The sequence below is a fragment of the Streptomyces sp. MNU89 genome (assembly GCF_020982505.1).
GTDB classification, from domain to species: domain Bacteria; phylum Actinomycetota; class Actinomycetes; order Streptomycetales; family Streptomycetaceae; genus Streptomyces; species Streptomyces xinghaiensis.
On record NZ_JAJKLL010000001.1, the window covers coordinates 2,876,932 to 2,890,155 of the forward strand.

General features: G+C 72.5%; 12 protein-coding genes. 2 read left to right on the forward strand and 10 right to left on the reverse strand.

The features are described from left to right. Positions 1-114 precede the first annotated feature (114 nt). Together E4N63_RS12275 and trpS are read right to left on the reverse strand one after the other, a co-directional pair. Positions 115-705, reverse strand: coding sequence for a 2'-5' RNA ligase family protein (locus tag E4N63_RS12275; protein ID WP_125624810.1), 591 nt, complete (start codon positions 703-705; stop codon positions 115-117). 57 nt (positions 706-762) lie between these two features. Continuing rightward, the gene (trpS, locus tag E4N63_RS12280; protein ID WP_125624809.1) at positions 763-1,776 is read right to left on the reverse strand and encodes a tryptophan--tRNA ligase; all 1,014 of its coding nucleotides are present in this window, start codon (positions 1,774-1,776) and stop codon (positions 763-765) included. Between the two features lie 134 nt (positions 1,777-1,910). Here trpS and rocD point away from each other — a divergent pair, with 134 nt between their 5' ends. Beyond that, complete coding sequence (gene rocD / locus E4N63_RS12285) at positions 1,911-3,122, forward strand: ornithine--oxo-acid transaminase (protein WP_125624808.1); 1,212 nt, start codon at positions 1,911-1,913, stop codon at positions 3,120-3,122. A 30-nt stretch (positions 3,123-3,152) separates the two neighbouring features. Here rocD and E4N63_RS12290 read toward each other — a convergent pair whose 3' ends face one another. Genes E4N63_RS12290 through E4N63_RS12315 form a run of 6 tightly spaced genes read right to left on the reverse strand, consistent with a single transcriptional unit; the run spans position 3,153 to position 9,051 of the window. After that, entirely contained in the window at positions 3,153-4,640 is a 1,488-nt protein-coding gene (locus tag E4N63_RS12290; RefSeq protein ID WP_230240648.1) for a PLP-dependent aminotransferase family protein, read from the reverse strand. Between the two features lie 31 nt (positions 4,641-4,671). Then, the gene (locus tag E4N63_RS12295) at positions 4,672-5,481 is read right to left on the reverse strand and encodes an IclR family transcriptional regulator (RefSeq protein WP_125624806.1); all 810 of its coding nucleotides are present in this window, start codon (positions 5,479-5,481) and stop codon (positions 4,672-4,674) included. A 54-nt stretch (positions 5,482-5,535) separates the two neighbouring features. Beyond that, the gene (locus tag E4N63_RS12300) at positions 5,536-6,450 is read right to left on the reverse strand and encodes an ABC transporter ATP-binding protein (protein WP_230240649.1); all 915 of its coding nucleotides are present in this window, start codon (positions 6,448-6,450) and stop codon (positions 5,536-5,538) included. A gap of 38 nt (positions 6,451-6,488) precedes the next feature. Next, positions 6,489-7,268, reverse strand: coding sequence for an ABC transporter permease (locus tag E4N63_RS12305; RefSeq protein ID WP_228429901.1), 780 nt, complete (start codon positions 7,266-7,268; stop codon positions 6,489-6,491). Then, complete coding sequence (locus E4N63_RS12310) at positions 7,265-8,083, reverse strand: ABC transporter permease (RefSeq protein WP_230240651.1); 819 nt, start codon at positions 8,081-8,083, stop codon at positions 7,265-7,267. The genes E4N63_RS12305 and E4N63_RS12310 overlap by 4 nt, the downstream gene beginning before the upstream one ends. Then, the gene (locus tag E4N63_RS12315; protein ID WP_230240653.1) at positions 8,080-9,051 is read right to left on the reverse strand and encodes an ABC transporter substrate-binding protein; all 972 of its coding nucleotides are present in this window, start codon (positions 9,049-9,051) and stop codon (positions 8,080-8,082) included. The genes E4N63_RS12310 and E4N63_RS12315 overlap by 4 nt, the downstream gene beginning before the upstream one ends. 448 nt (positions 9,052-9,499) lie before the next feature. Between E4N63_RS12315 and E4N63_RS12320 the strand changes: the two genes are divergently transcribed. Then, the gene (locus tag E4N63_RS12320) at positions 9,500-9,943 is read left to right on the forward strand and encodes a carboxymuconolactone decarboxylase family protein (protein WP_228430241.1); all 444 of its coding nucleotides are present in this window, start codon (positions 9,500-9,502) and stop codon (positions 9,941-9,943) included. A 129-nt stretch (positions 9,944-10,072) separates the two neighbouring features. Here E4N63_RS12320 and E4N63_RS12325 read toward each other — a convergent pair whose 3' ends face one another. Beyond that, entirely contained in the window at positions 10,073-11,035 is a 963-nt protein-coding gene (locus E4N63_RS12325; RefSeq protein WP_125624802.1) for an ABC transporter substrate-binding protein, read from the reverse strand. An 87-nt stretch (positions 11,036-11,122) separates the two neighbouring features. After that, entirely contained in the window at positions 11,123-13,180 is a 2,058-nt protein-coding gene (locus tag E4N63_RS12330; protein ID WP_230240655.1) for an ABC transporter permease subunit, read from the reverse strand. Positions 13,181-13,224: the final 44 nt, after the last annotated feature.

A 13,224-nucleotide genomic window follows, 5' to 3' on the forward strand; every position in this document is an offset into this window, starting at 1 on the left:
CGTGGGCCGGCGGCCGGGCTCCCCTTCCCGGCCCCGTCTCCGGAGCTCCCCGGGGGCGGGGCCGTCCGCGCCCCCCCGGGCGTCCTCCGGGGACGGGGCTCGGGCGCGGCCTCCTCAGGGGCGCGGAAAGGAGGCGGCTGCCGCGCCGGCCGGGGAGGGGCGCACGGGCCGGCCGGAGGCCGTGGCGTCCCGGCCGAAGGGGTACTCGCGCAGCATCCGCCACTGCCCGTCCGTGCCCTGCTCGTAGAGGGCGAAGCCGGAGGCGAGCCAGGCGGCGGTGTAGTCGGCGAGCTCCACCAGGGCCCGGTCCATCGCCGTGTCGGCGATGCCGTGGGCGACGGTCACATGCGGGTGGTAGGGGAACTGGAGTTCCCGCTCCACCGGGCCGGAGCGCACCAGTTCCTGGAGCTCGGAGCACTCCCGCATGCCCTCCGCCAGCTTGACGTAGACCACGGGCGAGACCGGCCGGAAGCTGCCGGTGCCCTCCAGCCGCATCGCGAACGGACGGCCGCCGGCCGCCACCTCCGCGAGATGGCGGCGGAAGTCCGCCAGCAGGGCGGCGTCGACCTCGGTGGGGGGAAGGAGGGTGACGTGGGTCGGGATGTGGTGCGCGGCGGTGTCCCCGAAGCCCGCGCGCCGCTCCTGGAGCTGGCTGCCGTACGGCTCCGGGACCGCGATCGAAACGCCGAGCGTTACGGTCCCCACGTCGTTCTCCTCTGCTGGTGTCGTTGTCCCGGACGTACCGGCTCCTTCGGGGCTCGCTCAGTGCTTGGCGGGCAGGAAGCCGACGCGCTCGTAGACCCGCGCGAGCGTCTCGGCCGCCACGGCGCGGGCCTTCTCCGCACCTTTGGCCAGGATTGAGTCCAGCGTCTCCGGATCGTCCAGATATTCCCGGGTGCGGTCCCGGAAGGGGGTCGCCCACTCCGTGTACACCTCGGCGAGGTCGGTCTTGAGCGCACCGTAGCCCTTGCCCTCGTACCGCTGCTCCAGTTCCGCCACCGTGGCGCCGGTGAGCGCGGCGTAGATGGTGAGGAGGTTGCTGACGCCGGGCTTGTTCTCCTCGTCGTAGCGGATCACCGTGTCGGTGTCGGTGACCGCGCTCTTGATCTTCTTCGCGGAGACCTTGGGCTCGTCCAGCAGATTGACGATGCCCTTGGGGGTCGAGGAGGACTTGCTCATCTTGAGCGCCGGGTCCTGGAGGTCGGTGATCCGGGCGGTCTCCGGGACGATGAAGGCGTCGGGGACCTTGAACGTTTCGCCGTAGCGGCCGTTGAAGCGCTCGGCGAGGACCCGGGTCAGCTCCAGGTGCTGCCGCTGGTCGCCGCCGACCGGGACGGCGTCCGACTGGTAGAGGAGGATGTCGGCGGCCATGAGGACCGGGTAGGTGAAGAGGCCGACGGTGGTCCGGTCGGTCCCCTGCTTGACGGACTTGTCCTTGAACTGCGTCATCCGCGAGGCCTCGCCGAAGCCCGTCAGGCAGTTCAGCACCCAGCCGAGCTGCGCGTGCTCCGGGACGTGGCTCTGGATGAAGACCGTGCAGCGCTCCGGGTCGAGACCGGCGGCGAGCAGCTGCGCCGCGGCGACCCGGGAGTCGGCGCGCAGCGCCTCCGGGTCCTGCACGACGGTGAGCGCGTGGAGGTCCACCACCATGTAGAACGCGTCGTGGGTGTCCTGCTGGGCCACCCACTGGCGGACCGCGCCCAGGTAGTTCCCCAGGTGGAACGAACCGGAGGTGGGCTGGATACCGGAGAGCACACGAGGTCGATCAAGGGCCATGGGCCCATTGTCTCAGGTGTGCGAGGGCTCCCGGCCCCCCGATCCGGAAGCCGCTCGGAGAGATTGTTTCGCGCGGTGGCCGATCAGCGATAGAAAGAGTTCGCATTCCCCCCGGGCCACCGAATGGAGAAGCCGTGACAGCGCGTACGGAACGCAGTATCGCCGCCGCAGAGGCCCACAGCGCACGGAATTACCACCCCCTGCCCGTCGTCGTGGCCACCGCCGAGGGGGCCTGGGTGACGGATGTGGAGGGGCGGCGGTATCTCGACATGCTGGCCGCCTACTCGGCGCTCAACTTCGGCCACCGGCATCCGCGGCTGATCGCCGCGGCCCGGGAGCAGCTGGACCGGGTCACCCTCACCTCCCGGGCCTTCCACCACGACCGGTTCGGCGACTTCTGCGAGCGGCTGGCCGATCTGTGCGGCATGGAGACGGTGCTCCCGATGAACACGGGAGCGGAGGCGGTGGAGACGGCCGTGAAGACGGCCCGCAAGTGGGGTTACAAGGTCAAGGGCGTGCCGGACGGACGGGCCAGGATCGTCGTCGCCGCGGACAACTTCCACGGCCGGACCACCACCATCGTCAGCTTCTCCACCGACCCCGAGGCACGCGCGGACTACGGCCCCTACACCCCCGGCTTCGACATCGTCCCGTACGGGGACCTGGCCGCGCTGGAGGCGGCGATCGGCGAGGACACGGTCGCGGTGCTGCTGGAGCCGATCCAGGGCGAGGCGGGGGTGCTGGTGCCGCCGGACGGCTATCTGGCGGGGGTGCGGGAGCTGACCCGGGCCCGGAACGTGCTGTTCGTCGCGGACGAGATCCAGTCCGGGCTGGGGCGCACCGGCCGTACCTTCGCCTGCGAGCACGAGGGCGTCGTCCCGGACGTGTATCTGCTGGGGAAGGCGCTGGGCGGCGGTGTGGTGCCGGTGTCCGCGGTGGTGTCCTCACGGGAGGTGCTGGGGGTGTTCCGGCCGGGCGAGCACGGTTCGACGTTCGGCGGCAACCCGCTGGCCTGCGCGGTCGCCCTGGAGGTCATCGAGCTGCTGCGGACCGGCGAGTACCAGCGGCGCGCGGCGGAGCTGGGCGGGCATCTGCACCGGGAGCTGGCCGTGATGGCCGGTGAGGGCCTGGTCGAGGCGGTACGGGGCCGCGGGCTGTGGGCCGGTGTGGACATCGCCCCCCGGAACGGCACCGGCCGGGAGCTCTCGGAACGGCTGCTGCGGGCCGGTGTGCTGGTGAAGGACACCCACGGGGCCACGGTCCGTCTCGCGCCGCCGCTGGTGATCTCCAAGGAGGACCTGGACTGGGGGCTGGACCGGCTCCGGGCCGAGCTGCGGGGGGCCTGAGGGCCGGGCGATGCCCGGGTTACGGCCGGCTCAGGGTGCCGGTGGCAGGACGCGGCACAGGGCGTCCACGGCGGCCGTGAAGGCGTGCTCCGGCGGCGTGCCGTAGCCGACGACGAGGCCGTCGGGGCCGGGAGCCGCGGCGTCCGGGCCGGGGACGGCGGCGGGCCCGGCGGAGTCGGCGCCGGGCACCGGGACGGGCCCCGGGTCGTGGCGGTAGCGGCTGAGGCCCTCCAGGGCCAGGCCCTCCCAGGCCGCGGCCCGCAGCACCCGGTCCTCGGTACCGGGCGGGAGTTCGAGCACGGCGTGCAGGCCGGCCGCGATGCCCGTGACGGGGATGTGCGGGGCCCGTTCGGCGAGGGCCGCGACGAGCCGGTCGCGGCGCCGCCGGTAGCGCAGCCGCATGGAGCGCAGATGGCGGTCGTAGCCGCCGCCGGTGATGAACTCGGCCAGGATCAGCTGGTCGGGGGTGCCGGTCATCTCCTCGGCCGGGTTCTTGGCGGCGAGGACCTCGCCGACCAGGTGCTGCGGCAGCACCATCCAGGCCAGCCGCAGCCCGGGGGCGAGGCTCTTGCTGGCCGTGCCGAGGTGGACCACCCGTTCCGGGTCGAGCCCCTGCAGCGCCCCGACGCGCTGGCGGTCGTAGCGGAACTCCCCGTCGTAGTCGTCCTCCAGGACGAGACCGCCGGTGCGGCGGGCCCAGTCGACGACGGCGGAGCGGCGCTCCGGCGAGAGCGGCATCCCGGTGGGGAAGTGGTGCGCCGGGGTGAGCAGCACGGCGCCGACGTCCCGCCGGTGGTCCAGCTCGCCGACCCGGGTGCCCTGTCCGTCCTTCGGCAGCGGTACGGTGCGCAGCCCCTCGCCGTGGATCAGGGACCAGTGGAAGTCGAGCCCGTAGGAGTCGACGGCCACGGCCTCCGCTCCCATGGCTCTCAGCGCGCGGCTCAGCAGCATCAGGCCCTGGACGAACCCCGCGCAGACCACGATGCGTTCCGGGGCGGTGCGCACGCCGCGGGCCCGGGCGAGGTAGTGGGCGAGGGCGTGCCGCAGCTCGGGCCGGCCGGCCGGGTCCCCGTAGCCGAAGGCGTCGGCCGGGGCCGCGGCGAGGGCGCGGCGGGCGGCGGTGAGCCAGGCGGCGCGCGGGAAGGCGGAAAGGTCGGGTGAGCCGGGCAGCAGGTTGTGCACCCGGCGGCGCGGCGTCCGGGCGGCCGGGACGGAGCGGCCGGCGGGCGGCGGTACGGGGTCGGCGCGGAGGGCGACGCGGGTGCCGGAGCCCTGGCGGGCGGTGAGCCAGCCCTCGGCGACGAGTTCCCCGTAGGCGTCGGCCACGGTGTTGCGGGCGAGGCCGAGGTCGGCGGCGAGGGAGCGGGAGGAGGGCAGCCGGGTGCCGGGGGCGAGCCGGCCGCCGCGCACGGCCTCGCGCAGGGCGGTGATGAGGGCGTCGCGCACTCCGGCGCCGCCCGGGGCCGGGAGGTCCAGGTGCAGATCGGAGCCGGTGGTGGTGGCCCGGGGTTCCTCCATGTCCCCGGACCCTACCGGGGTCGGCTTCGGTTCAGGACCGGCTGTTCTTGTGCAGGTCGGCCTCGATGCCCGCGGCGGTGTCCAGCAGGACCGGCACCAGGTCCTGCCGGATCGACTCGGGGGTGGCCCGGCTGGCGTGGGTGGAGACGTTGATGGCCGCGACCACGCGCCCCTGCTCGTCGTGGACCGGCGCGGCGACCGATATCAGGCCGAGCTCCAGTTCCTGGTCGACGATGCTCCATCCCTGGGCGCGCACCGTCTCCAGCTCGGCCGCCAGGTCCTCCCGGGAAGTGATCGTCCGGGGGGTGAGCCGGGCGAGTGCGGCGCGCTCCAGGAACGCCTCCCGCTCCGCGGGCGGGAGCCCGGCGAGCAGGACCCGGCCGAGGGAGGTGGCGTAGGCGGGGAACCGGGTGCCGATGCTGATGGACACGGTCATGATCCGGCGGGTGGGCACGCGGCTGACGTACACGATGTCCTCGCCGTCGAGGACGGCCGCCGAGGAGGACTCGCGCACGGTGGCGACGAGCTGTTCGAGGTGCGGCGCCGCCACGTCGGCCAGCGAGAGGCTGGACAGATACGGGTAGCCCAGGTCGAGGACCCGGGGGGTGAGGCGGAACAGCCGGCCGTCGGAGCGCACGTAGCCGAGATCGGCCAGGGTCAGCAGGAAGCGGCGGGCCGCGGCCCGGCTCAGGCCGGTGGCCTTGGCGACCTCCGTGAGGGTCAGTTCGGGTGTCTCGGCGCTGAACGTCCGGATCACGGCGAGGCCGCGTTCCAGCGACTGGACGAAGTGCGGGCCGCGCCCGCCGTCCGTACCGCTGCTGTCCGTACCGCTGTCCGTCATCGTTCTCCTTGCCCCGTTGACCTGCGCGGATCCCGCGCAGATCCCGGGCGGACGTTAGGACTTGGCCGATTCCGGTGTCAAGCCGGAGCTTTTCACCGTCTTCGCGTCTTCTCCGGACTCTCCGGACTCTCCGGACTCTCCGGCTGCGCCGGATTCTCCCCCTCCTCCGGGCCCCGCGGTTCCGCTCCCCGTCTCCGGCACGGCGCCGTTCTTCGCGCGCTGGATCTGCTCGTAGACGTGGGCGCGCAGTTCGCCGAAGCGGGCGCTGGAGCGGGTGTGCAGCTGGTCGCGCTCGTCGGGGAGGTCGATGACGAGTTCCTCCTGCACGACGGTCGGCGACTTGGAGAGGATGATCGTCTTCTGGCCGAGGTAGACGGCCTCGTCGATGTCGTGGGTGACGAAGAGCACCGTGACACCCAGCTCGTGCCAGAGCCGGCGGATGAGGTCCTCCAGTTCGGCGCGGGTCTGCGCGTCGACGGCCGCGAACGGCTCGTCCATCAGCAGCACCTGCGGCTCGTACGCCACGGCGCGGGCGATCGCGACGCGCTGCTGCATACCGCCGGAGAGCTGCCAGGGGTACGCGTCGCGGGCGTCGGAGAGGCCGACGAGTTCCAGCGCGTGGTCGACGAGTTCCTCACGGCGCGCCCTGGACATCTTCTTCCGGCGCAGCGGCAGGCCCACGTTGTCGTGGACGTTCATCCAGGCGAAGAGGGAGCGGCCGTACTCCTGGAGGACGACGGCCATGCCCTCCGGCGGTCCGGTCACGGGACGGCCCCGCAGCAGCACCTCGCCGCCGGTCGGGGCCAGCAGCCCGGCCATGCACTTGAGCAGGGTGGTCTTGCCGCAGCCGGACGGGCCGACGAGGCAGACGAGTTCGCCGGGCGCGATGTGGAAGGTCAGGTCGCGGACGGCCTCGACGGTGCGGCCGCGGGCGGTGTAGGTCTTGCGCAGACCCTGTACGTCGAGCATCGACGCCTCCTTGGGGGAAACGGGCAGCCGGCCGCCGGTCATGACGACCTCTGGGCCCGGCGCAGGCCGTGGTACCAGGCGAGGGCCCGGTTCTCCACCAGCCGGAAGAGCAGTGAGAGCAGGAATCCGAGGATGCCGAGGAGCAGTACACCGCTCCACATCTCGGGGATGGCGAAACTGCGCTGGAACTGGACGACGGTGAAGCCGAGGCCGTTGCTCGCCGCGAACATCTCGCTGATGACCATGAGGATGATCCCGATGGAGAGCGCCTGGCGCATACCGGTGACGATCTGCGGGCCGGCGCCGGGGAGCAGGAAGTGCCGGAGCCGGGCGAAGCCGGTGATGCCGAAGGCGCGGCAGGTGTCGCTCAGCACCTCGTCGGCGGAGCGGACGCCCTCGACGGTGTTGAGCAGCACCGGCCAGAGGCAGCCGCTGGCGATCACCAGGACCTTCATGGTGTCGCCGATGCCCGCGAAGAGCATGATCACCGGGATGAGGACGGGCGGCGGGATGGCCCGGAAGAGTTCCAGGACCGGTTCGAGGACGTCGCGCACGGCCTGCTTGGTGCCGATGAGCACGCCGAGCGCGATGCCCGCGGCGGAGGCGAGGAGGTAGCCCTCCGCGAGCCGGACGAGGCTGGGCAGCACGTCGGTGGCGAGCCGCTCCCCGGTCCAGACGGTGCCGAAGGCGGCGAGGATGTCCCGCAGCGCGGGGAAGTAGAAGTCGGTGCTGTCCGCCGTGGCGAACCACCAGACGGTGAAGAGGACGGCGGGCAGGCCGAGGACGGTCAGCGCCCGTTTGGCGGCCGACAGGATCACGGTGCCTCCTTGCCGCGGACCGACTGGTGCCAGAAGAGCGTGCGTCGCTCGACCGCGCGGGCCGCGAGGTTGATCGTCACGCCCAGCAGTCCGGTGACGAGGACGAGGGCGTAGACCTCGGGGACGGCGCCGGAGTTCTGCGCGACGGCGATCTGCTTGCCCAGGCCCGGGGTGCCGATGATGAGTTCGGCGGTGATGGCGAGGACGAGCGCGACGGCCGCGGCCAGCCGCACCCCGGTCATGACGTAGGGCAGGGCCGTGGGCCACAGCACGTACCGGACGCGGCCCCAGCGGCCGAGCCGGTAGCTGTGCGCGGTGTCGTCGGCGACCGGGTCGACGTCGTGGACCCCGGCCAGCACCTGGACGAGCACCTGCCAGAAGGCGGCGTACACGACGAGCAGCAGGGTGGAGCGGAGGTCGGTGCCGTAGAGCAGCACGGCCACCGGGATGAGCGCCACGGACGGGATCGGCCGCAGGAACTCGATGGTGGAGGCCGTGGCCGCGCGCAGCACGGGGACGGAGCCGATCACGATGCCGAGCACGACGCCGGCGGCGACGGCGATGGCCAGGCCGAGCGCCCAGCCGGTCAGGGTGTCGCCGAGCGCGGTCCAGAATCCCGGGTCGCCGAGAAGCTGGGTGAACGCGGCGAGAATGGAGGTGGTGGTGGGCAGGTAGTCGGCGGAGACGAGGCCGGTGAGCGGCAGCACCTGGAGCAGTGCGGCCAGGCCGGCGAGCCCGGCCAGGCCGCGCAGCACCGGGCCGAGGCGGCCGGGGCCGGCCGGCCTCGTCTCCCCGGGCAGGGTGGTGGAGGTCATCGGAAGAGAGCGTCCAGATCCGGGGCCTTGGTGAACACGCCGTCGTTCTTGCCGAGTTCGGCCAGCTTCTCGATCGAGGCACGGTTGGTCTCGGTGGGCCAGCGCGGCAGGGTCAGGGACTTCGCCAGCTTGGCGTCGATCTTGGTGTAGGTGGCGAGGATGTCGCGGACCTCGTCGGGGTGTTCGTCGGCGTACCGCAGGGACTCGTTCATCGCCTCGCCGAACTTCTCCACCAGCTCCGGGTTCTCCTTGGTGAGCTTGGCGGAGGTGAAGTACGTGGCCACGGTCAGGTCGGGGGCGGTGTCGACGAAGTTGGAGGCGATGACGCGGGCGCCCTGGGCCTTGGCGATGGAGAGCGCGGGCTCGACCAGCCAGGCGGCGTCGACCCGGCCCTCGGAGAGGGCGGCGGGCATCTGGTCGAAGGCGAGCTCGGTGAACTCGATGTCCCCGGGGTCGCCGCCGGCCTTCCGCACCGACTCGCGGACGGTGGTGTCGCCGATGTTCTTGAGGGTGTTGACGGCGACCTTCTTGCCGGCCAGGTCCTCGGCCGACTTGAGCTTGCTGTCCTTCGCGACCGCCACGCCGCCGAAGTCGGCGCCGTCCTTGCCGGTGGAGGCCACGCCGTTGACGACCGACTGGATCGGCACGCCCTTGGAGTGGGCGACCATCAGGGAGGTCACGTTGGAGAAGCCGAACTGGAACTGGCCGCTGACCACGCCGGGCACGATGGCCGCGCCGCCCTGGCCGCTCTCCAGCGTCAGGTCGATGCCCCGGTCCTTGAAGAAGCCCTTCTTGTCGCCCAGGTAGATCGGGGCGACATCGAGGATCGGGATGACGCCGACCTTCACCTGCGCGGTGCCGCCGTCCCCCGCCTCGGCGTCGTCGCCGGAGGAGGCCGAGGAACCGCATCCGGCCAGCGCGACGGCGGTCGCCGTCGCGATGACGAGTCTGGAAAGCCGGTGGTGCATAAGGACTCCCGAGTATGAGGGGCCGGCGGAGACCGGTGATCCCGTAGTGTTCGCTATGCGCACGAGTGTGCGGAGAGTGAAACGAACGTAGGCTGTGCACCGGAAGGCGTCAATGGGTGTGGCAGAGCCGTTTCCGAACGGCCGCCTGATGTCCGTCCGATGCCCGCCCGATGCCCGCCCGCCACCGGATGTGCTGCCGGAACCGCGGCGGCCCTCTCCTGATTGGCCCGTGCACAGACCGGTGAAATGGCCCATACACCTGAGCCACTCGCCCCGTACCGTCCCTGTCATGACGAACACGACGACCGAGACGCAGAGCCGCACGGACGGCACCGGGGGCACGGACGGCGCGGGGGCCGGGAGCGGCGCGGCACCGGCCGGCACGGCGGAGGGCACCGCAGCAGGCAGGGCGGCGGGCAAGGCGGGGGGCAGCCTCGGCGGTCCCCGGATGAACCTGCCGAAGCTGGCCCCCGGCGTCTACCGGGCCATGGTGGCCCTCGACCGGGCCGCCTCCGAGGGCGTGGACCCGGTGCTGGCCGAGCTGGTCAAGATCCGTGCCTCACAGCTCAACCACTGTGCCTTCTGCCTGGACATGCACATCAAGGACGCCCGCGCGGCCGGTGAGCGCGAGGACCGCATCTACCTGCTGAACGCCTGGGAGGAGGCCACCGGCTACTACACGGAGAGGGAACGGGCGGCGCTCGCGCTCACCGAGGCGGTCACCCTGCTCCCCGGCGGCGTCCCGGACGAGGTGTACGAGCGGGCCGCCGGGCAGTTCGAGGAGGCCGAACTGGCCCAGCTCATCGCGCTCATCTTCACCATCAACGCCTGGAACCGGATCGCCGTGACCACCCGGGCCCTGCCGGGCGTCTACCAGCCGGGCCGGCACTGACGGCCCCAGCGGCCGGCGCCTCCCGCAACGACGGCGCGGGCCGGGCCACCGGTCTCCCGGCGGCCCGGCCCGCGCCGGCTCCCGTACCCCGGCGGCTCCGCGGCCGGCGAGGGCTCGCGGAGGCGGGGGTTACGGCATCCACGCCTTCCAGACGTCCGGGTTGGCCTTCGTCCACTTCTCGGCGGCGGCCTCCGGCGACATCTTCTCGCCCGCGATCATCTTCGCGATCTCGTTCTGCTGCTCGGTCGTCAGCTTGAGGTTCTTCAGGAACTCGGCCGCGTCCCCGCCCTTCTCGGCGAAGTCGGCGTTGAGGAACTTCTGCAGCGGGGTGTCCGGGTAGGCGCACGCGACCTTCTTCGGGTCCTTGTCGCAGCCCTCCTTGTACTCCGGCAGTTCCACCTCGACCAGGTCGATCTCGGCGTTCAGCCACTGCGGGGTCCACCAGTACGTCAGGAAGGGCTTCTTGTCCTTGACGTTCTTCCGGATCTCGGTGATCTGCGCGGCCTCGCTGCCCGCGTAGACGGCCTTGAAGTCCAGGTCCAGGTTCTTGATGATCGCTTCGTCATTGGTGACGTAGTCGGGCGAGCCCTCCAGGATCTGGCCCTTCGAACCCGTCTCCGAGGTGCTCAGCTCGTCGGCGTACTTGTTGAGGTTCTTCCAGTTGGTGACGTCCGGGTTCTCGTCGGCGAAGTACTTGGGGACGAACCAGCCGATGTGCCCGGTGACGCCGAGGTCACCGGCCCGGACGACGGTCTTCTTCTCCTCGATGTACTTCTGCTCCTGCTCGGGGTGGCCCCAGTCCTCCAGGATGGCGTCGATGTTCCCCTTGCTGAGCGCGTCCCAGGCGAGGACCTCGCCCATCTGCTGCGCCTTGACCTTGTAGCCGAGTTCGTTCTCCAGCAGGTGCTTGGCCACGGCGACGTTCGCCTCGGCGCCGACCCAGGACGGGACGGTGAGCCGGACGGTCTTCTTCCCGCCGCCCGCCGAGTCCGGCGCGCCCGTGTCGGCGGCGCCGCACGCGCTGAGCAGCAGCATCCCGCCCGCGACGGCGATGGCGGTGGCGGTTCTGCGGGTTCGTTCGGTGGTGCGCATAAGAGGGTTCCTTATCCTTTGGTGCGTGAACATCGCTGGCGCGTGAACATCGGTGGTGCGGGAGCGCCGTGAGGCGGCCGGCGGTGGTCAGGTGTCCTTCCGCCGGGCGGTGGTGGGCTGGGTGACCCGGTCCAGGACCAGGCCGAGGCAGACGATTGCCGCTCCGGCCACCAGTCCGACGCCGAGGTCGCCGCGCGACAGGCCGTAGACGACGTCGTAGCCGAGGGCTCCGCCACCGACCAGGCCGCCGACGATGACCACGGCGAGGACGAGGACGATGCCCTGGTTGACGGCCAGCAGCAGGGCCGGGCGGGCCAGCGGCAGCTGCACCTGGCGCAGCAGCTGGGCACCGCCCGCCCCCAGGGAGCGGGCGGCCTCCACGGCGGCGGGGTCCACCTGCCGCAGTCCCTGGGCGGTGATCCGGACGACGGCGGGAAGCGCGTAGACCACGGCCGCGACGATGGCGGCGACCCGGCCGACCGCGAACAGCGCCACCACCGGGATCAGATAGACGAACTGCGGCATCGTCTGCATGGCGTCGAGAACGGGCCGCAGCGCGCGGTCCACCCAGGGGACCCGGGCCGCCAGGATGCCCGTGGCGAAGCCGAGCAGCAGGGTCACCACCAGGGCCGCGAGGACCTGGGACAGGGTGTTGAGGGACTCCGGCCACACCCCCATGACGCCGATCGCGGCCATCGCGAGCACCGCGGTGAGCGCGGTCCGCCAGGTGCCCACCGCGAGGGCGAGCGCGGCGACCAGCAGCAGGACCAGCCACCAGGGCAGCGCCACCAGGCCGTCGTGCAGCGGGTTCAGCACCCAGTCGGTGAAGGCGCCCGCCCACACCTCGGTGCCGCCGACGACGGGCAGGCCGTCCCGGAGCTGCGCGATGACCGAGTTCTTGAAGTCGTTGACGGCCGGTGAGATGTCGTACGTCCACGCCGCCGGCCACTCCGCGGTGGTGAGGAACCGGCCCGCCACCGCCAGGGCGGCCGTACCGGCGACGACCGCGGCCCAGGCGGCCGGCCCGCGCAGAAGACGCGGCCCGGCGGCGCGCCCGGTGTCGTCCAGCCGTGCGCCGGCCGCCGCGGTGGTGCGGTCCAGCCAGATCGCGATGAGGACGATCGGGATGCCGGCGGCGAGCGCCTCGCCGACGTCGACGGTCGACAGCGCCTGGTAGATCTCCTCGCCGAGACCGCCGGCTCCGACCAGCGCCGCGATGACGACCATGGACAGCGCCATCATGATCGTCTGGTTGAGGCCGAGGAGCATGTCCTTGCGGGCCAGCGGGATGCGGACGGTCAGCAGCCGCTGGAGGGGGCTCGCCCCGAGCGAGGCCGAGGCCTCCAGCACCGCCGGGTCGGTGCCGCGCAGGCCGAGGGCCGTGAGACGGGCCATCGGCGGCGCGGCGTAGATGACGGTGGAGAACAGGGCGGCGGGCGTGCCGATGCCGAAGACCAGCACGAACGGCAGCAGATAGGCGAAGGCCGGGAGCACCTGCATGGTGTCCAGGACCGGGCGCAGCAGCCGGTGGACGCGGTCGGAGAGGCCGGCGGCCAGCCCGAGCAGCACGCCGATGACGGCCGCCACGGCCACCGCGACGACCATCAGGGCCAGGGTCAGCACGGCGGGTTCCCACATGCCCAGCAGACCGCAGGCGGCGAACGCCCCGAGGGCGGTGGCGGCGGTCCGCAGCCCGTTGCGGTGCGCGAGGCCGCCGGCCCGCCAGGCGAGGAGCACCCCGCCGGCGGTCACCCCGAGCCAGCCCAGGGACAGCAGCAGCTGGTACACCGCGTCGACGGAGGCGGTGGCCGTGTTGCTGATGTGCAGGAGGAAGTACAGGAAGAGGGGGTGGGTGTCCCGGTTGTCGATGATCCAGTCGCTGAGCCCGTTCAGCGGTTCCGAGAGCTCGGCCCGGAGCGCGGCCGGCCAGGTGCCGGTGAACTCGGTCGCGGCGGCCAGGGACAGCAGGACGAGCAGGACGGCGGCGAGCATGACCGCCTTGCCCGCGGGCAGGCGGGGCAGACGGCCGGCGGCTGCCCCGGTGCGCCCGGCGGTGGTGGTCTTCTCCGGCTGCCCGGGGTCCCCCGGCGGGCCGCCGGTGCCGGGGCCGGCCGGTGTCGTGGCCGGGGAGGTGGTCGCGCTCATGCCGCCGCCCCCTCTGGGGCACAGGCCGGGCGGAGCCGGGGGCG